The organism is Oceanirhabdus seepicola (assembly GCF_023684385.1).
In the GTDB taxonomy this organism is placed as follows: Bacteria; Bacillota; Clostridia; order Clostridiales; family Clostridiaceae; genus Oceanirhabdus; species Oceanirhabdus seepicola.
Genome location: NZ_JAGSOJ010000004.1, coordinates 178,138 through 198,253 on the forward strand (window position 1 = coordinate 178,138; position 20,116 = coordinate 198,253).

Consider the following 20,116-nt stretch of genomic DNA (forward strand, 5'->3'; position numbering starts at 1 on the left):
GTAGCTTCCTTATATCTAATTGTCAAATACTAGATTAAATTCTAAAATTGCTATATTTTCAATTGATATAAACAAAATTATTTGTGATAATTTCTTTGGAAAACTCTAAAAATTTTATAAAGAAAAAAACAGGATTTTTAAAATCCTGTTTAGAAAGCAATTGTTTGATATGAAGTAGGTTTGACCTTTTATTTATTTTCATATACCTAAGGTTTCAGTTTATATAATCAATCTATTTTATTAAACACATCCCATTCTGTTAATACTCCCAGAAGTTTACCTTTTCTAGTCCCATCTGAAGTTATGAATAATGCTACTAGCTTATGATTATTTTTATTTGTTTTTTTAAAATATTTTTCTGCATCATATACATTCAACGTTTTATCTACAAAATCGAATTGTTCTTTTCTATGGCAATCTAAGTTCGTAAATTCTTTTAACTCATTCATAACAGTATTATTTGATATTAAACATTTTTTTGTGCTGGCTAAATAATAAATCAGTACATTTCCATTGAATAATCCAACAACATTTTCCTTTTCTATAATAGGAACTCTAGATATAAGTAAGCTTTCCATAGCTTGCATAACATCTATTACTAGACTATTCTGGGATGCTACTAACACTTTTGATCTATGAGTGCATATATCATATACAGTTAAAGGATTTTTAAACCTTTTTAGAATACTTTTATATCTCTCAACAACCTCCTGTAATGGAATTGCTATTGGTTCTTCTATTCCAGAAACAGTATCATGTACTATACAATTTCTTAATCTAGCATATTGTTTTAAAACATCTAAATTCCTAGCTATTATATCACTTTTCTTAGCAACTATATCTAAAGCTTTCATATGAGATATATACTTATCTAATTTTAGTACCTTTTTTATTTCTTTATCTAAATCATTATATATTTGAACGAACTCATCTACTCTGTTCATTTAAACCTCTCCTCATCTTTATCAAAGAATGATAACTGAACATTTTCTGATTGATTTAGTTTCTCTTTTATTGGTTTTGTATAACTACTTGAAAGATTATATTTATCTCTTAATTCATTTACCATTAAATATAATTTATCTTTATACGCCTTACCTGCTCCACCTGTTTTATATAAAACTTTCAATGGCTCATATAAATGTAGAAATTCCTTTTCAATAAAATTTAAGAATGCTATTTTAGTATGTCCTCTTAAATATAGTGTTCCTGGCAATACATAATCCACATCACTTTCACTTGCAAACTTAAAGAGCTTATCAAAGTTCTCATAATTATCTGTAATATATGGAATTATCGGCATCACATGTAGCCCTGTACTGGCATTAGTATTTCTAAATTCATTTAATACTTGGAATCTCTCTAAGCTTGTTGCACCAAATGGTTCTATTCTTTTCCTAATATTTTCATCCATAGTAATTATTGTTTCTGCAACATTAACATAAGTGATTCTTGACAACTCATCTATCAAATCATAGTCCCTCAATATAAGCTTGGATTTAGTAGAAATAATAGCAGGTGTTTTATACTTAATAAGAAGCTTTAGTACTTCCGGCATAATCTTATATTTAGCCTCTGCTGGTTGATAACTATCTGTTACTCCACCAATATTTATAATTTCTTTTTTCCAAGTATTCTTCCTAAGTTCCTTTTCAAGCTCATCTACTATATTAGTTTTTATATGAATATCTCTAAAAAAATCTATTGAACCTAAGTACTTATGAGAATATATAGCATAACAGTACTTACATCCATGCTGACATCCTCTATAAATATTCAAATCCCACCCATAAGGTATCTTTCTTTTTAATTTAGTTAAGGCCCCTTTGCACATTTCCTCTTTATATGTTATCTTATCCATTTCAATATTCCTCTCATCAAACTAATATCAAAGTTAACTTATAATTATAGTTTAAGTTCATAGTATAATGAGGTTATATCATTTTCCTCAAATTCTTCCATGCACTTAAATCCTACTTTTTCTAAAGTCCTTCTAGAAGCTATATTGAACTTATACGTAAATGCACAGATTTTATTAATTGAATATTTATGAGCAATTATTTGATTGAATTCATTTAATATTTTCGCACCTATTCCTTTATTCCAATAATCCTTATCAAAAATCACTATACTTAGAAAGCAACTTTTTTCAACCCTTTCATCCATACAATAACACCATACATCCCCTATATAACAATCGTTAACATATATTGTTTTTCCGTAACTCGTAGCATCAGGTAGTAAGGATTTTTCATACATTTCTATAGCTTCCTCTAAAGTATTATCTTGAAAAGGAAATAACTTTTGTAACTCAGGATCTTTTGACACCTCCCAAAATCTTTTGATATGTTCCAATTTTCTATTTCTTAAATTTATATTAAGTGAATTTTCAGTCATTTAATCTTCTCCTTTTTTCCCTAGAATAAATTTAGCGATACATTAGTCCACAGCGCCTAATTAAATTGCGTTTTTTTAAATGTTATGATTTCAAATAACAATCACTAATATTTCGTTAGTACTTTTCTATTTTTTAAAGTACGTAAATTGATCAATCAAATCATAATAAACTATTTTTTCAATGTTAACTTCATCTTTATCTATTCCATAATGTTTTAAAAAAATAGTTGAGTACATTTCACCAAAATTCCTAGTAATGCTTTTCACAAAAGGAGACAGATCTCTATAGATATCTCCAATACCGCCCTGTGACCAGTCAACAAAACCATAGTTATTCTGATCTACTATTAAGATATTAGGTAGACAGTAATCACCGTGTGTAAAAACATCCGCATTAAATATACTTCTTTTATCTAAAAGATACTTTAGAACAACCTCAGGTGTTTTATCATCGTTTGCTTTTTTAAAGGCTTCAACATCTATCATATTATTCTTTACATCTTCACAAATTCTTTTCAATTCATTATCTAAGCAATTCCTATAACCTAATGGATAGAGCAAACATCTATTTTATGTATTTTCCGAAGAGCCTCAGCACTTACTTTTATGATTTCTTCTTTACTTAATTGATCAGTAATTTGATGAGCACTAATACCTTGGACATTGGAAAGAAGCATATAGGATTTATCCATTTCTTTTTTAAAGAATATTACCTTTGGTACATTCAATTTATGGGAAGACAACCAGTTGAGCACTTCAAATTCATTGAACATTTCGTTTTGCGTAATTTTTGTATCACTTATTTTTAAGTAAAAAAATTCATTTTTAGGGTTTGATAATTTGATAATCTTATCTCCGATTCTTCCTTCTATGACTTCTACTATTTTAAAGTGATAAATAATTTCTTGTAATTCTAACGGAATACTATCAAAATCATTCATTATAAACATTCTCCCCTCTATAGACAAATACCAAGATTTATCTAAAATAAATTTTAATTATATATAGTACGATTCACAGCACTTTATCCTAAATACTCTCTCTGCAACATCCCCATATTAACAATATCATGCCATTTCCCATCTCTAAATATTGCTTCTCTTAATCTTCCTTCATATAAAAATCCAATTTTCTCGTATAACTTTATCGCTCTCTCATTGAATGAAAATACTCTTAAATATACTCTGTTAAGGTTAAGTTCCAAGAATGCTAGTTGAAGCATTAATACCATTGCCTCCTTACCATACCCTTTTCCCCAGTATTCCTTCTCCCCAATATCGATTATGAATTCAGCATTTCTATTATAAAAATCAATATTAAGTAGTGTTGTAATGCCTATGGACTTCTGTTTCTTCACATCTTCAATAATATAAGTTTTTGAGCTACTAGAATTATTTACTTTATTATAGAATTTCTCAGTATCCTCCATAGAATATCTATCTAAATTAGGATATGTATTTCTTACAACCCCTTCGTCATTGCTCCATCTATTGTAAACTTCAATATCTTCTCTCTTCATCTTTCTTAATTTAATTCTATCTGTTTCAAATAACATGCTTGTCCACTCCTCATTTTCTCCACCCTAAGTATTTTATTAATAAGACTATTGAACATTATTTTCTAGATTAATATCAACGCCTAGTACCCCAATAAAATTCTCTTCGCTCTTAACACTCAATGACAGTGTCAATACTTCCCCTCCTGTTGCTGAATTTGTAAATGAACTAGTAAATTCACTTTTTTCTTTTGCTTGTGTGTACCATGATCTATTTGTAGGATTAAATCCTTCTGGTAATTTCTGTTCTGGATAAAGATAGAACATCCCTTTTTCAGTAGCAAAATAAATATTTTCAATATCCTCATTACTATTATCAAATTCTTGTTTAAGTAACTCTTTAATCTCTATTTCATCCGTAGTTTCTGAAAGTAAAGCTACTAGATCTTCAACTTCATTTTTAACCTTAACTGCTAATTCATTTTTCTCTTCTTCTGAAAGCTTTTCTTGCTCAATAATCTCATCAGCTTTTTTAATGTTCTCATCTACTTTCTTAATAACTTCTTCTACACTTTCATTTTTACTTTCGTCCTTTATAATTCCAGCTTTAAGTTTAAAGTTACAGCTCGTTAGTACTAAACTGATAAATATAGCTACAACTATTTGTTTCTTAAATTTCATCCACATTCCTCCATCTTATCTGTTCTCTTCATAAATATATAGTACTTTTAATTATACCAATTATATACATTTTACTACAATAAAATCATATCACCTACTGTATTTATTTACAATAATTCCATATAAGTAACAACACTTTCTATATAAAGTAACCTTTTTTAATTGATGCTATATTAAATGAAAAGAACCTAAACTTGCCCAAATATACACACATCGTTCAAAGTTATGTTATAATTTAGTAAATAAGTTATACTCTGGGCATGTCAAGCTATAATTATAAATTAAAAGTATTTTAGAAAGTGTGGGATTCTATGAAAAAGAAGGAATTAGATAATAGTTTTAAAGTAGTTGATAAAACTTTTTCAATGGCTAAAGCAAATGTTATCAGTATTTTTATTATACTACCAATTTATATAACTTTATCCATAGTTTACAATGAAGTATGCGGATATGAGAAAACATCACCTTTCAATTTCATTATGATTGGAATACTAGTGGTGGCTGGATTAGTCCTTCATGAATTTTTACATGGATTTGTATGGCAATTATTTTGTGAGCGTAAATGGAAAAGTATTAATTTTGGTTTTAATATTAAAACTTTTTCTCCTTATGCACATTGTAAAGAGGTACTTCCTATTAATCAATATCGTCTAGGAACAATTGCTCCAGCAATTTTTACAGGAGTTATTCCTTTTATTTTTGCTTTAATTTTTAAAAATAATGTTTTAGCAACTGCTTCTATACTGCTTATTTGTGTTGCTTGTGGTGATTTTATGATTTTATATACTATCGCTAAAGAAAAATCTACATCTTTAGTAATAGATCATCCTACTATGTGTGGGTGTCAAGTTTATAGAAAAAAAATTAAAATTTCTTAATTTGCTGACTCTTAAAATTCAATTGAATCACCGAAAAATAATTCCAGAATAAAGAATATTTTTTCCTTATTCTGGATTGTTAATTTTATAATTTTTTATAAACTATATGACTATCTTTATCTTTATAAACAACTACATTCTCATACACACCATTATCAACTTCTTCTCTAAATGCTCTTCCACCAACTGAATGTTCACTAACAGGAAAATCTTCACTAACAACTGAATTATATTCAAATGGATGTCCTGAAGGAACTTTATCTAATTTAGACATATCTATATGACTATTTCTTAACATAATTACGCCTCCTTAAGTGTTTAATAAATTACAATATTATTATAAACACATTGAAAAGTAATTATTTATCTCTCTATAATTTTATATTCCATGTTCCTAATCAGTCATACATATTATGAAATTTGTCTTTATTTTTATCTATATAAATCTAATAAATATTCATCTATGTGTTCTTTATAATCACCAAAACTATTAATTGAACCATTACTTATTTTTTTGAACCCTATACTTTCATGAAGATTTATTGATGGTACATTTCTACTTGAAATATGAACAAATATATTTTCATCAGTTGCATCATGCAGCAGCGAAATCCCATGTTCAACAATGGATTTTCCCACGCCACTTCTTCTTTTAGATGGAATTACTTCGAGTCCTTCTATTAACCATTTATTATTACAAAAAGGTGTTTTCCAAAACCTTGTAACCCCTATAATTTCATTTTTTTCTTTAGCAATTATTGTGATTTTTTCTCCAGGAATTTTATCCAAAAACCATTCATTTCACCTCAAAAATAAAAGTTTACTATTTGGCTGTATTATTCTATTTCATTTACCACGCACTATACTAATTTTATGAGTAGTATCTGTAATACTTGAATACGTACTTTTTATCTGTAATGTGTACCAATAAAGTTTTCTCACTGACAAATTCGTAACCACAGTTTTCTAATACTTTTTGTGAAGGAATATTGTCAACACTAGCTGTCCCAATGATATAGGGGATTTTATAATTTGCTAAAGCCCATTCCGTAACAGCCTTGGCTGCTTCTGTTGCATACCCGTTTCCTCTTGCTTCAGGAATCAAATTGTAAAATATCTCAGGCTCATTCAAATCATCATGTTCCCCTGCTCCTACAACTCCAAGGATATTCCCAGTTACTTTATCAAAGCATCCAAAGCATATAACTCCGTTTAATATATCCATAGCTTTGTAATTTGAAATTTGCCATCTAAGAAAACCAGCTGAATTATCTTTTTGCATTTGCCATCCTGGAACCTCTGGGATATTGAGTAATTTTTCAAACTCAATTAAATCAGACTCCTCAAAAGTTCTGATGATTAATCTATCTGTTATTATTTGCATATCTATTCCTCCTATTATACCAATGACTTGTACATCAAATATCTTCACATAAATGTAGGCTAAAATTATAGAATATTTAATACAGCTACTACTTCCTCAAATACCTTATCCCAGTCATATTCAGTATTGTTTATTACAGCTTTATCTATAGGCAAGTTCTCTATGATAACCTCTTCAATTTTTTTTCTATCCTTAAAAAATTGAATTACTCCTTCATAACCTTTTAAACCTTCAGATTGTCCATATTCAGAACCTTCAACATATCTTATAACTAAATCTATCCAATCATCCCATTTGCTTTTATCTGTAGATACCCTCTCAGCAGCCACTCTCTTAATGGTTTCTTCTGTATTTGGTTGAGTCAAATATATAAGTTTAGGATTTAAAACTTTTACAGTGTCAATTAGTTCTAACATATATTCTTCAATATACTTACTATCCTTGCCATGCCATCCCATCAATTCATTTACATGGTTCTGTAAATATGCACATTCGAATATAGCTACAGAATCATTATTACTCATGCTCTCTGCAAACTGTTTCCATCTTTGAAAATGAAGTTCTTTGAAGATTTCCAATGTAGCTTTCCCATCATATACTTCCTTTGTTTCAAGGTATTTAATCAGTTCGCTCCCTTTCATAGGTAACCCTAACTTAGTGTATGCAATTACTACATAATCCCCTTCAAACTTAGTATTTTCCTTTAACTTATCCTCTATTTCTGGATTATCTTTAACCACCTCTTTATATTCATCAATAGTTAAGCATGCATTCCACCCCAAATCTGCTGGATGTGCATCTCCTTCACTGTATAACTTAACCTTTATCCCTTTACTCTCAAGATATTCTTTAATTTTATTTGATATTGTAGATTTTCCCGATCCTGGAATCCCCTCAACTAAAATTAGTCTATTTTTCATAAAAACTACTCACCTCATGTTTTTTATTTTAAGCAATATTATCATTTACTATTAATCTCTTTCTTCGCCTTAATCAATGCCTTAAACTCCTCATCTAATTTCATATACTTTTCATCCCCAGGACTCCAAAGATTAAATTCTCCAAGGATTGAAGCTATTCTATTTTCAATTATCATAAGTTGTTCTTCCATTGATTTATCTTCTTTCTTTTCCCCATTTTGTTTAATATTCATATATTCTTTAAATGAATACTCTATTCTTTTAATTTTATTTTCCTGGAAAATCAGAACCTTATCACATAATCTCTCAAGAAGATATCTGTCGTGGGATACTAAAATTATGGTTCCTTCATATTCTTCTAGTGTTCTCTCCAACATCTCTCTACTGTGAAGATCAAGGTGATTAGTAGGCTCATCTAGTATTAAAAGGTTATTCTCCATCATAATCATATGCGCAATCTTAAGTCTTGTTCTCTCCCCTAAACTCAGAGTCCCAATCTTCTTATAAATCATACTTTTTGAGAATCCCATGTTAATTAATAAAGTCTGTAACATTCCTCTTTTTTTATTATTTTCAAAGTGAAAAACCTCCAACACAGTCTTCTCCCCATCCAAACCCAGTACATCCTGACTTAGATAGGCAACTTTAGTAGCTGGGCTCAAATATATATCCCCCTCATCCATGGTACATTCCTTTAGTATGGCTTTGATTAGAGTAGTTTTACCACATCCATTCCTACCAAGCAACCCTATTTTCTCACCTTTTTTAACATAGAATGAACTATCCTCAAATAACTTTTTATCCCCAAAATTCTTTGATATCCCTTTTCCTTCAAGTATCCTATTACCACTCTTATCATTACTGACAAAATTGAATTGAATATTTTGTTCTTCCTTAGGCTTTTCAACCCCATCAACTTCAATTTTTTCAAGTCTTTTGATCCTTGACTTCACTTGCTTATCCTTCTTCTTCACTCTAACTCTGTAGCCTTCCTTGAGCCCTTCTTTCTCTGTTGATTCCCTATGCCCCTTTTCAGACCATGTTTTCAATTGTTTTATATCACTTTCTATCTTAGCCTTATATTTTTCTTGTGTTTCATACTGATGTAATTGACTCTCATATCTTCTTCTCTTCTCATCACGATAAAAAGTGTAGTTTCCCCTATAGCACTGAGCTTCCCCATCCTCAATCTCAATAATTCTATTAACAGCCTTATCCATGAAATACCGATCATGAGATATCACTATTATTGTTCCTCTATATTTCTCAACCTCGCTAATAAGCCACTGGATTCCTTCATAATCCATATGATTTGTTGGTTCATCCAAAATGAGGAGTGATGGTTTCTCAGCCCAAATTTTTGCAATAGCAAGCTTAGTCTTTTCCCCTCCACTAAGGTTACTAAGTCTTGAATGATCCCAATCATCTATCTTATCAATCCCCAATTCCTTTGATGTCTGAAAGAACTCCCTTATCTCTTCCTTATCACCCTGAATCATATCTTGAAATTCCCCTTGTGAGTAGTAGGTAGATTGATGTAGATACCCAATTTTTATATTCTTATGATGCCATAGTATAGTTCCTCCATCAGCCTCTAATGCACCAGTGATAATATTTGCTAGAGTTGTCTTACCTGCTCCATTATTACCAACAATCCCTATTCTATCGCCTCTTTCAACATGGAAGCTTACGTCTTTTAAAATAATTCTTTCCCCAAATTCTTTCTTGATGTTTGTACATTTAAATACTGTCATACTATCCCCTCCTACCTACTTAGGGTCGGCTTAAAAATTATTTCCACTTTTGTTTCAAAAATGTGAATGGTTCTTGCACTTTTTGAAACAACTTTAGTGGAATTTATTTTTTAACGATCCCTTAATTAAATATTAACTCCTTTTTACTCACTATGGTTTAACCACAAAATTCTCTCTTTCTTTTTATGAGAGTTTTAAATTCCTCATCCAATTTTTCATACTCCTCAACCCCTGGACTTAAGAGACTTAGCTCCCCAAGAACAGCTGCAATTCTATTCTCTAATATCATAAGTTGTTCCTCTTTTGATTTCTCCTTACTCTTTTTCACATTTCCTTCTTTCATATCCATATATTCCTTGAAAGAATATTCACATCTCTTAATACGACTCTCCTCAAAAATCAAAATCTTGTCACACAATCTATCTAGAAGATACCTATCATGAGATACTAGAAGTATAGTTCCCTCATATTCCTCTAAGGTTTTCTCAAGCATCTCCCTACTGTGAAGATCAAGATGATTTGTCGGTTCATCAAGTATAAGAACATTATTCTCCATCATAATCATATAGGCTACTTTTACCCTTGTTCTCTCTCCAAGACTAAGAGTACTTACCTTCTTATGAATCATACACTTTGAAAATCCCATATTTGTTAATAATGTCTGAAGCATCCCTCTTCTCTCATAATTCTCTATTCCAAAGGTTTCAAGAACAGTTTTATCCCCATCTAAATTCATAACATCCTGACTTAGATAAGCTACTTTTGTTGAAGGACTAAGGTATAAATCTCCCTCATCAACATACAACTCCTTCAGTATTGCCTTTATTAAGGTGGTCTTACCACATCCATTTTTCCCAAACAGTCCAATCTTTTCTCCTTTTCTAATATAGAAAGAACTTTTTTCAAATAAGACCTTATCTCCAAATCCTTTACTTATCTCCTTAGCCTCAAATATCCTGTTGCTACTTTTCGCCTCACTTACGAAGTTAAATGTTATCTTCTGTTCCTCTTTAGGTTTCTTAATCCCTTCTAAGTCTATCTTTTCAAGCCTTTTAAGTTTAGATTTAACCTGATTATCTTTCTTTTTGGCTTTAGCTCTGAAGTACTCTTTTCCCCCCAGCTTATTCTCTGAAACTATCCTCTTCTTTGTGGATTCCCTATGCCCCTTATCTGACCATTGCTTTAATTGCTTTATATCGCTTTGAATCTTCTCTTTATATTTCTCCTGTGTTTCATACTGGTGTAATTGACTCTCATATCTTTTTCTTTTCTCATCACGATAAAAACTATAATTACCCTTATATGAATAAGCTATCCCATCTTCAATTTCAATAATCCTCTGAGCTGTCTTATCCATAAAATAACGGTCATGTGATATTAAAATTATTGTTCCATTGTATTTCTCAAGTTCCCCAATAATCCACTGTATACCCTCATAATCCATATGATTTGTGGGTTCATCCAAAATAAGTAGCCCTGGTTTTTCTGCCCATATCCTTGCAATTGCAAGCTTTGTCTTCTCCCCCCCACTAAGGTTTTTAAGCCTTGATTCATTCCACTGCTCTATCTTCTCAATTCCTAATTCCTTTGAAGTATGGAAGAATTCCTGTATTTCCCCCTTCTCCCCTTGAATCATATCCTCAAATTCATCTTGAGAGTAATATGATGATTGATGTAGGTATCCTATCTTAACATTATCTTCATGCCATAATAATGCTCCCCCATCATGCTCCAATGCTCCGGTGATTATATTTGCCATGGTTGTTTTACCTGCTCCATTGTTCCCAACTATAGCAACTCTCTCACCTTTTTCAATGTGAAAACTCATATCCTTTAAAATAACTCTATCTCCAAACTCTTTCTTTATATTCAAACATCTTAATAATAATCCCATAGTATCTCCTCCTGTCATGTTTAAACTTCTATAGATACTTCAGTTCAGTAATTAATTTATACTTGCACAAAACACGTTGAACATTCGTGATTTTGATACAAGTATAAATCAAACTTCACGGTGGTATCTATATAGGCGGCACACTATTATAGCTAAAATATTTTTTACGAGGAGAAATTCTCTAGTTCAAGGAATGTGAAATTCTAGGAGCGGAGTGTACGCATTATGTACTCAAGCACCGCAGAATTTTACACTGACGCCGAAATAGAGGATTTTTAACGTAAAAAAGGCTGTAAGTTGAACTAGCTCAACTTACAGCCTACGATATTCTTACACAGGAAAAACTATATATTCCCCTTAATAAAATGACAAACTCTTGATGAGTCTCATTCTATCACATATGAAATATAAATAATCCTTCAGAACTTTAATGTAGTCTATATATTTAAACGATGAGTATTTATTAAACACTCTCAGAATAAGTTAAACAATGTTCTTAGCTATAATGTGTACTAACATATGCGTACTCAATTAGACATAACCATAGTTATTCCAGTTATCCCTCTTGGCAATACATATCTCTTACACAATATTCAATTAGAATCTTATCTAGCTAAAAACGTAATAATCATCTTATTCTCCTTTTCGTCTCTTTTATTATTATAGTAAACATATTAGCAACTTATCTAAAATATGTCAACTGTTATATTTTAAAAATATAACTTGTATTTGCAATTTACTACTGGATATTACAGTCTATTCTAAATTTTATTTCACATTTTGTATTTTACTGTAATTCATTATTATTATATAATATACTCTAATAATATGTTCATATAATCAATTATTTATTATTGAAATTTTTTTCAATTTACATAGTGTACTTTTACAACTTTAATGAAAGGATGTGATTTTTTTGTCATCACCACAATCTAATAAAAAACCAATAAAAATATTATTAATATGTTTTATTCTTTTATTTATTTTTGGTCTTGGTTACTATATATCTATGAAAATATACTCAACACCTGAAAAAGAACCTAAACATAATAATATTTCATATGATAAATCATCCACTAAATCTTTAAAAGATGAATATTCAAAAGTTACATCAAACACTGATAATTCTAATATTGAAAAATCTGAATTAATATCTTGGGATTTTACTTCCGTTTCATCCTCCCTAGACAGCTTGACCACTCGTAATTATGGCTCAGATAACTTATCGGATGGTGATATCACCACAACTTGGAGTGAAGGTGAAAGCGGCGATGGTATCGGTTCTTGGATTCAATTGTTCAGTAATACTGAATTCATTATTTCAAAGCTCCAATTAAAAAACGGTTATAAAAAATCCAAAGAGCTCTTCTTTAAAAATAATAGAGCAAAGAAAATTAAGGTTGAATTTTCAGAAGGTGAGAGCAGCATATGGGAATTAAGTGATGGATTTTCTTTTGATAACACCCTTACATTAGATAGTCCTATAACAACTACTTCTTTAAAGCTAACTATTCTTGAAGTTTATGAAGGATCTACATACAAGGATACTTGTATAAGTGAACTACTTGTATATGGTTTCCCTGCGGAAATTCCAACTATGAACAACTCTACTACAAATACTGACATAGTAAATATAAAAGATATTGATAATACGATTATAGTTGACCTTAAATACGCTACAGAAGATAACTTTACAAAACAAAAGGTATATACTTCTGATGAATGTTTTCTTAGAAGAAAAACGGCAGAAAAACTTTCATCTGCTAATAGAGAATTAAGAACCCTTGGGTACACAATAAAAATATGGGATGGATACCGACCACTTGAGGTTCAAAAATTATTCTGGAAACTCGTTCCTGATAGTAGATATGTTGCACACCCTGATAAGGGTAGCCGCCACAATAGAGGAGCCTCGGTGGATATTACACTTGTTAACAATTCTACTGATGAAGAATTGAAAATGCCCTCCTCCTTTGATGAATTTTCAGAAAAAGCTTGGCGTAATAGCTCTTCTATGAGTAAAAAAGAAAAATTAAATCTAGAACTACTCACAGATGTAATGATTAAACATGGTTTTTCAACAATTAATACAGAATGGTGGCATTTTGATGATATTGATTGGAGAGATTATAAATTAAAATAGCATTGATTAAATTCATAAACTCCATAATTTGATTTTCAATAACATGATAAAAATCATAAATATGAGTTAAAAATAATAAATTAACAGTAATGCTATTATTACCGCGAATTAGATTTAAGCAATTAAATTATTTTTTAAACTCTGTTTAAGAATACTGTTGATTTAAAATCATAATAGTGCATGATTAAGGCACTATTATGATTTTTTTATTGTTATAATTTAATGCTTTATTTATGTCCAAAACTAAATAAAACCTTTACATCAAGTCGTATACCATGCTCATCCTTATATTCCATAATGGCATTAAAGGCTTCGTCTTTAAATTTGTTAAGAGCATCTGGGCCCTTTCTTTCTACATGTTCAAATAGCCCACGAGCAGCATTTGTCCATTGCTCCTGCCACCACTCTTCTTCATCCTTATAATAAAAAGTTTTCTCTTCAACAAATATCTCAATATTTTTAAATCCTGCATTCTTTAAAATTTTTTCAATTCCATCAACTGATCCAAAATCAGGTCTACCATGAATATTGCTTAAGTTTTTGTGATTTCCTTGTGGAAAACATTTGGCATAAACTTTATCTAACACGCCTTTCTTCTCCCTCTTTTTCCATGTACTTAATCCAATCTTACCTCCATCTTTTAATACTCTATACATCTCATCCACAGCACCTAAAGAATTGGAGAAAAAAGCTGTTGATAATCCACATAAGACATTATCAAAACTATTGTCAAGAAAATCTAACTTTTCAGCATCCATTTGTATAAGATTAGCATTACACAAATCCTGTTCACAAATAAGTGACTGTGTTTCTTTCACCATTTCTTGTGAAAAGTCAATTCCTATCACTTGCCCCTTTTCTCCAACACTATGAATAGCTGGGAATAATGAAGCTCCTTTACCACATGCTACATCCAGTAAAGTTGCTCCTTCATTGACTTTTGCGTACTCAACCAATTTTTCCCCAAAATAAGAAAAGTACTTTGGTCCGATGGTACCATAAGTCGCTGCCATTCTGTTGCAGACACCTTCTAACCTCTTATTCCTATTAACCGTTTCTAAACTCATAAAAACACTCCCCTCAAAATAAAAAAGCATACCATTTTAATATGCTAAAATGGTACGCTTTTTCTTTATAAACAAAACAAAGATATACCACGTAGGTATATCTTTTGTAGACATTTAATGTCTATATATATATTATATCATATTTTCCCATAATTTTCAATAATATTATTTAAATGTAAATTAGATAAATCTTATTATTGTATAATAAATATATATGTTTCATTAACAGAGCCATTTTTATAACGAGCAACCTAAACGGCTACTCTTTAATTATTTAACTATAATTTTATCCCCTTTTGGATTTTAAGAAATAACAATCAAATGGAACAATAGTATTAGTTTCTAATTCTCTAAACCCTCTATTCTTTAGAGCAGATACTCTTTGTATTGCTTCCGGAATGGCCTTTGTTATGATATTTTCAACTTCAAAATCACAATAAAAATTAGCTTCTATAGTATCTAATAATTCTGTAATTACTTCAACTTTTTCATATTTTGAAGCAAGGTCAAGTCTTAAAACACCTACCTCGCCAAACTCCCCAATATAATCCTGTTTAGCAAACATTTCAATCGTCCCAATTGCTTTATTTCTTATTTTATCTACTATACTAAAACGAACATAACCATTATTTTTATATTCGCAAATCCAAAATTTAATACATTCTTTCATTTCATCTAAAGTTTCATAAATAAAATCACTTGTACAATTATCACTGTTAAAAAATTTAGCAGCAATTGGATTTGAATAACATTCTAATAAATCTTCTGAATCCTTCTCCTCAACCAGTCTTAAAATAAATCCCTTGGATTCATAAATTGGACATCTTTCATATGGATTTTCTTTTTTTCTTAGCATTTTTTCTCCCCCTCTATAATTAAACTATATCCTTATTATAAAAGGTCATACCCGACATCTATATGTCGGGATTAAAAATAAACCTATCTATCTTCATTTTTATAACCAAATAAAAGTTGAATTGCTTCATACTTATCCCTCATCATATCTTTTGCTGAATCTGTATAATTATCGTTATTCAGCAGAAATATATCGCTCCACCATATCTCTAACTTTTCTCGATTTGTCCTTAACAAAAGCTTCTACAAGATGCTTTAACTCTTCACTATCACCAAAATACCTAACAGCATTTGCTCTATCTTCAGCACTCTGTTTCTTTATTATTGGTACAATATCCTTTTCTTTTTGAAGCTCAACTAATATCTCCCCACACTCACATTGGAGAATGTATTCAACATAATACTCTATTGGAGGATTATATTTCTTCATAAATTTGAAAAAATCCTCCTGTTCTCCATCATACTCGTAAATAACAACTTCAAAACCATTAACACTTGCCTCCACAAGCATATTTATAGTTCTATCTCGAATATCCTTATCTATCATCCATATTGCATCTGTGATTCCACAATCATAATAGTTCTTTCCTGTGATTTCGTTCCAGTTTGTTATCTCTTCTATTATATTATCTTTAATATCCTCAAAAGGTACTTCCCCTTTTACATATGATATAGCCTTCTCAACAATATTATTTTTTCTCTCCTCATCATGGTACTCAAGAATATACTTATTTATTTTCTCATCATTAACACTCTCTTTTAATATGACTATTTCTATAATATTTGTGTAATAACTATAATACTCTGTATTCAGTTCTTCTATCATCTTAACTACATAATGAGCACCCTTTAATACTTTATACTTGTCCCCTTGTTTCTGCAGATATAGATAGTGTTCAATTTCATCATATTCTTCTTGCTCTACTCCATCCTTCATTATTATATTATTCAAGAAATCTTCAAAGTCTTTAACCGTTGTTGCAACTCCTTTGAACTCTATTTCCTTCTTTGAGAACTTGTTAAGTATACTATCATTAATTGAAATCACACTACCTTTGATCATATCACCAAGAATCTCATAATACTCCTCATATCCTTTCTCAAATCCGTAATCTGGATATCTTTTATACACATCAGAATAGAATTTCATTCTTTTTCTCTGTGGGAGATACTTCATTGCCCCTTTTATACCACTTCTAATCTTTTTATTCATACCAGCTCTGAAGACTCCCTCTTCTTTATCATCTTCATCTTTTGATATAAACATCTCAAGTTGATACTCATAGTCCTCTTCTAAATCTGAATCATCTTGTGCTCTTTCAATTCTCCATCCCCATATTCCTTCATTACTTATCTTACACTTTTTAAGATTCTCATAAAAATCTACATCTCCCATAATCTCATCTCTGAAATTTCTTCCAAACATGTCACTGTGATAATAAAAAAGTTGGTTTATAACCTTTATTGGCGCAAGTTCTCCGAATACTTCCAACATCCTAGATAGCCCTTTTGATATCTTTACTGGAACTTGATTTCCTAACATATATGCTGTCACCAATAAATTCTGAAGCCCATCTTTTCTGGATAATATAATATACTTCGGCTGTTCTTTAGTCACCATCTCTTCTTTATACAACATAAGCTTATTCTTTAATATCTCTATAGCTCTCTCTTTTTTAACTGCTTTTCCAGTAGGCTTCAAGACTTCTAATTCCTCTGGAGTAAGACCCTTTGGACCTTCTTTCATCAGTTTCATCATTATCTCTTTAGACGGTTTTAGTGGTTCGACCCCTTTGAAATAAGTCATTACCTCTTCCAATTCTTCTTCTGATAACTCTCCATATTTCTGTATACTTTTACTTAACATATTAAAATAGTTATCATCAATAAAATTAAATAGTGTTTCAGTGAGTTCATCAGAATAGTTTTTATTGAAATCCTGTTTTAGTATATACGCTGATATAGCAAACATATTCTTTTTCTTGTCTGGCAGTCCAAGTTCTTTAAATAATTCTCTATCCTTCTGTATAACACCATATATCTTATCTAGTTGTAGACCAGATGTCTTATCGTGCCAAATTAAAGTATTTAATGTTGTCTTAAGGGATTGTCTTATATCTCCCCCATATCTTTGAGTGAATTCTTCCAAAGAAATTAACTTCCATCCATCTACAACTGTGTTAATAAAATAATCCTCAAATGGTTTCTTCCCAAACAATCTGTGGAAAACATCAAAAGTTCTAAGTATAACTCCTTTTCCACTTATATCTTTACCATTGACCTTAACTGTCAACTTCAACCCATTCAACTCTTCTTCATCATCTAAATAATCATATACGAATGTTTGAATAATACTCTCAAATTCACTATGAGGTGTATCCATTGCTCCAATGTTATATTCTAATCTCCTAGAATATCTTAGTTCCTTTTCCTTACATAGCTCTATAATATCAACAGGAGTAATATCCTCTAATACACTATGACATTCATCTTCCATTATATATTTCCAGATTTCATCACCATTCTCGAATCCATCCTTGAAAAACTCCTCAAGCTCCTCTGTTGGGTCTGAATCATCTAAATCATCATATTCATCTTCCTCTTTTACCTCTGGGACAATACTAAATCCAAGCTCTTCTTCAATCTTGATTTTCAAATCACCAGCTTCATTCTCCAAAGTATCATTTATAAAGAATTGTTCAAGTGCCTCGTCATCCTCTTCTTCAAATCCTACATTCACCATAGACTTATAGAATTCTAAAACTGGATTTTCCACAACATAGTCACTATCATTGGTATATAATAAAAATGGCTGATCCTCAAATCTCTTCTTAAGAGCTTCCTTAAAGAACTCATACTCTTCTGGATTCTCCTTAAAATAAACTTCTAAGAATCTTGGTTTTTCCTCATCATCCCAATAATCTTCTTCATTATCAAAAAACTCACTTCTCATCTCAAAGTTATCACAATATACATAGGCTTTAATAAGAGCTCTTGTGATACCATATTTGCTATATAACGCTGGTAGATAGTCTAATACATATCTGGCATGTTCAGTATCCCAATAAGGAATTATGTATGACCCAATCAGATATGTATATTCTGGATACTTTCTAGCCACTGTATACAGTACATCTATCCCAAAAACAGTACAATCATCAACCCACATATCACTTGAATCATTATGTTTTCTTGAATAATCAACTATAGCCTTAGCCGCTTCTATTACATCTTCCTTAAGATCCTCATACTCACAAGCATAGTTAAAAAGTATAGCTTCTGAAATATAATGCTCATCCCCAAACTCTATAATATTTTCAAAGGGATAACTTCCCCCTTCTGTTAAACTCTTAAGTTCATTTATTACCTCTTTGTTAGGTGCTTCAATTGCTTGTAATCTTCTCTGTTGTCCACTGCTTATATCAATAAATTCTACATTATTATATGTGAACATATCCTCTCTGAAAGCTTCTTCTGAACTGATTATATCTTTAAATTTATGAAGTGCAGTTCTTATTGACTCCAAATCATAAATATTCACTTCAATCTTAATCTCTTTTCCAAACTGTTCCATGATTATGTCTCCTTCTAAAATTGATTAAGGGTCGGCTTAAAAACTACTTCCCCTTTGCTTCAAGAACGTAAACGATTCCTAAGGCGTATAAAAAGAAAACCCCAAGTGAGGTTTTCCACTCCTTTAATAATATATTATCGTAGGATGATTAAACCAAGTCAGGGTTTTAATTGATAGTTAACCAAATATTAAAATTATGTTCTTATAACAATTCTTCGATAGCCTCAGTAACATACTTAGGTTTCTCTAATTGAATCATATGATCACTGCCTTCAGCAACTATAAACTTAGAATCCTTTGATAGCAAAGTATACTGTTCCTGTAGTCCTCTCCATATGCTCTCATAAGCAACTGCTTCCTCTTCTGCCATACCTAGATTTACATAGAATTGAATACTTATTTTCATATCCCTAGCTATAACTCTCAAAGGAACATTAGGAAATTCTCCACATGATTTTATGTCTTTGCCATCCTCATACCACTTCTCCATCTCCATAGCTGTCACATTATAGAATTCTGGCTTAATATAAAACTCCTCAAGCATACTCTTTACATCATCAGGTAATCCTTTTTGTTCTTCTTCAATTTGGAATCTTTCTCTTAATTCCTCAATACTTTTCTTCGAAGATTCCCTCATCCCCTTAGTAGTTGCTTCAATAGATCCTTTCTCACACATCATTGGAGTTTTATCACAATAAAGCTTCTCAAAATCTGGTGATGTAGAGTCAAGTAATAATACACCTCTTATCTTATGAGGATACATCTTAACATACTGTTGAACACATAGTCCACCAAAAGAATGTCCAACAATAATGAACTTCTCATCTATCCTAATATCCTCTAGCATATTATCTAATTCAATTGCTATATTTCTAGTTGTCCTCTCCACATTTGAATGCTCACTATTACCATATCCTGCTCTATGATAAAGTAATATTCTAGCTCTATCTTTCAAAGCTTCCACCACAAAATGCCAATCATACATAGAGCAACAAAGTCCATTCTCTATGACAATTAACGGACCTTTATCTCCTATGATTTTATATTCTAATTTTGAACTTTTCACGCTTATCC

At 30.7% G+C, this 20,116-nt stretch carries 19 protein-coding genes; 2 read left to right on the forward strand and 17 right to left on the reverse strand.

What is annotated here, in order from left to right:
- Positions 1-227: 227 nt before the first annotated feature.
- The 7 genes from KDK92_RS17880 to KDK92_RS17910 form a co-directional block, all read right to left on the reverse strand.
- On the reverse strand, positions 228-944 hold the full coding sequence (locus KDK92_RS17880; RefSeq protein ID WP_250860753.1) for a DUF294 nucleotidyltransferase-like/CBS domain-containing protein: 717 nt from the start codon (positions 942-944) through the stop codon (positions 228-230).
- A complete protein-coding gene (locus KDK92_RS17885; RefSeq protein WP_250860754.1) occupies positions 941-1,861 on the reverse strand; it encodes an SPL family radical SAM protein in 921 nt (306 codons plus the stop codon). The genes KDK92_RS17880 and KDK92_RS17885 overlap by 4 nt, the downstream gene beginning before the upstream one ends.
- A 44-nt stretch (positions 1,862-1,905) precedes the next feature.
- Positions 1,906-2,397 carry a GNAT family N-acetyltransferase gene (locus KDK92_RS17890; RefSeq protein WP_250860755.1) on the reverse strand — a complete coding sequence of 164 codons (492 nt, stop codon included), beginning with the start codon at positions 2,395-2,397 and terminating at the stop codon, positions 1,906-1,908.
- A gap of 126 nt (positions 2,398-2,523) precedes the next feature.
- Positions 2,524-2,916 (reverse strand): phosphotransferase, encoded by a 393-nt coding sequence (locus tag KDK92_RS17895; protein WP_250860756.1) that lies wholly within the window; start codon positions 2,914-2,916, stop codon positions 2,524-2,526.
- Between the two features lie 26 nt (positions 2,917-2,942).
- Entirely contained in the window at positions 2,943-3,338 is a 396-nt protein-coding gene (locus tag KDK92_RS17900; RefSeq protein ID WP_250860757.1) for a phosphotransferase, read from the reverse strand.
- 83 nt (positions 3,339-3,421) lie between these two features.
- On the reverse strand, positions 3,422-3,952 hold the full coding sequence (locus KDK92_RS17905) for a GNAT family N-acetyltransferase (RefSeq protein WP_250860758.1): 531 nt from the start codon (positions 3,950-3,952) through the stop codon (positions 3,422-3,424).
- Positions 3,953-4,000: 48 nt separating this feature from the next.
- A complete protein-coding gene (locus KDK92_RS17910; RefSeq protein ID WP_250860759.1) occupies positions 4,001-4,573 on the reverse strand; it encodes a cache domain-containing protein in 573 nt (190 codons plus the stop codon).
- 311 nt (positions 4,574-4,884) lie between these two features.
- Between KDK92_RS17910 and KDK92_RS17915 the strand changes: the two genes are divergently transcribed.
- Positions 4,885-5,451, forward strand: coding sequence for a DUF3267 domain-containing protein (locus KDK92_RS17915; RefSeq protein WP_250860760.1), 567 nt, complete (start codon positions 4,885-4,887; stop codon positions 5,449-5,451).
- 85 nt (positions 5,452-5,536) lie between these two features.
- Here the strand turns inward: KDK92_RS17915 and KDK92_RS17920 are convergent, their stop codons facing one another.
- From KDK92_RS17920 to abc-f (KDK92_RS17945), 6 genes are all read right to left on the reverse strand, one after another.
- Complete coding sequence (locus tag KDK92_RS17920) at positions 5,537-5,749, reverse strand: hypothetical protein (RefSeq protein WP_250860761.1); 213 nt, start codon at positions 5,747-5,749, stop codon at positions 5,537-5,539.
- 134 nt (positions 5,750-5,883) lie between these two features.
- Entirely contained in the window at positions 5,884-6,240 is a 357-nt protein-coding gene (locus KDK92_RS17925) for a GNAT family N-acetyltransferase (RefSeq protein ID WP_250860762.1), read from the reverse strand.
- Between the two features lie 82 nt (positions 6,241-6,322).
- A complete protein-coding gene (locus KDK92_RS17930) occupies positions 6,323-6,835 on the reverse strand; it encodes a GNAT family N-acetyltransferase (RefSeq protein WP_250860763.1) in 513 nt (170 codons plus the stop codon).
- Between the two features lie 65 nt (positions 6,836-6,900).
- Positions 6,901-7,755, reverse strand: coding sequence for a P-loop NTPase family protein (locus tag KDK92_RS17935; protein WP_250860764.1), 855 nt, complete (start codon positions 7,753-7,755; stop codon positions 6,901-6,903).
- 41 nt (positions 7,756-7,796) lie between these two features.
- Positions 7,797-9,509 carry a ribosomal protection-like ABC-F family protein gene (gene abc-f / locus KDK92_RS17940; RefSeq protein WP_250860765.1) on the reverse strand — a complete coding sequence of 571 codons (1,713 nt, stop codon included), beginning with the start codon at positions 9,507-9,509 and terminating at the stop codon, positions 7,797-7,799.
- A gap of 157 nt (positions 9,510-9,666) precedes the next feature.
- Positions 9,667-11,403, reverse strand: a complete 1,737-nt coding sequence (abc-f, locus tag KDK92_RS17945; RefSeq protein ID WP_250860766.1) for a ribosomal protection-like ABC-F family protein — start codon at positions 11,401-11,403, stop codon at positions 9,667-9,669.
- A 916-nt stretch (positions 11,404-12,319) separates the two neighbouring features.
- On the opposite strand from abc-f (KDK92_RS17945), the gene KDK92_RS17950 reads away from it, so the two are divergent.
- Positions 12,320-13,546, forward strand: a complete 1,227-nt coding sequence (locus tag KDK92_RS17950; protein WP_250860767.1) for an NADase-type glycan-binding domain-containing protein — start codon at positions 12,320-12,322, stop codon at positions 13,544-13,546.
- Between the two features lie 227 nt (positions 13,547-13,773).
- Here the strand turns inward: KDK92_RS17950 and KDK92_RS17955 are convergent, their stop codons facing one another.
- From KDK92_RS17955 to KDK92_RS17970, 4 genes are all read right to left on the reverse strand, one after another.
- Complete coding sequence (locus tag KDK92_RS17955; RefSeq protein WP_250860768.1) at positions 13,774-14,613, reverse strand: class I SAM-dependent methyltransferase; 840 nt, start codon at positions 14,611-14,613, stop codon at positions 13,774-13,776.
- Positions 14,614-14,899: 286 nt separating this feature from the next.
- Positions 14,900-15,469 carry a GNAT family N-acetyltransferase gene (locus KDK92_RS17960; RefSeq protein ID WP_250860769.1) on the reverse strand — a complete coding sequence of 190 codons (570 nt, stop codon included), beginning with the start codon at positions 15,467-15,469 and terminating at the stop codon, positions 14,900-14,902.
- 174 nt (positions 15,470-15,643) lie between these two features.
- Positions 15,644-19,042 carry a hypothetical protein gene (locus KDK92_RS17965; RefSeq protein WP_250860770.1) on the reverse strand — a complete coding sequence of 1,133 codons (3,399 nt, stop codon included), beginning with the start codon at positions 19,040-19,042 and terminating at the stop codon, positions 15,644-15,646.
- 202 nt (positions 19,043-19,244) lie between these two features.
- The gene (locus tag KDK92_RS17970) at positions 19,245-20,108 is read right to left on the reverse strand and encodes an alpha/beta fold hydrolase (protein ID WP_250860771.1); all 864 of its coding nucleotides are present in this window, start codon (positions 20,106-20,108) and stop codon (positions 19,245-19,247) included.
- Between the last annotated feature and the right edge of the window lie 8 nt (positions 20,109-20,116).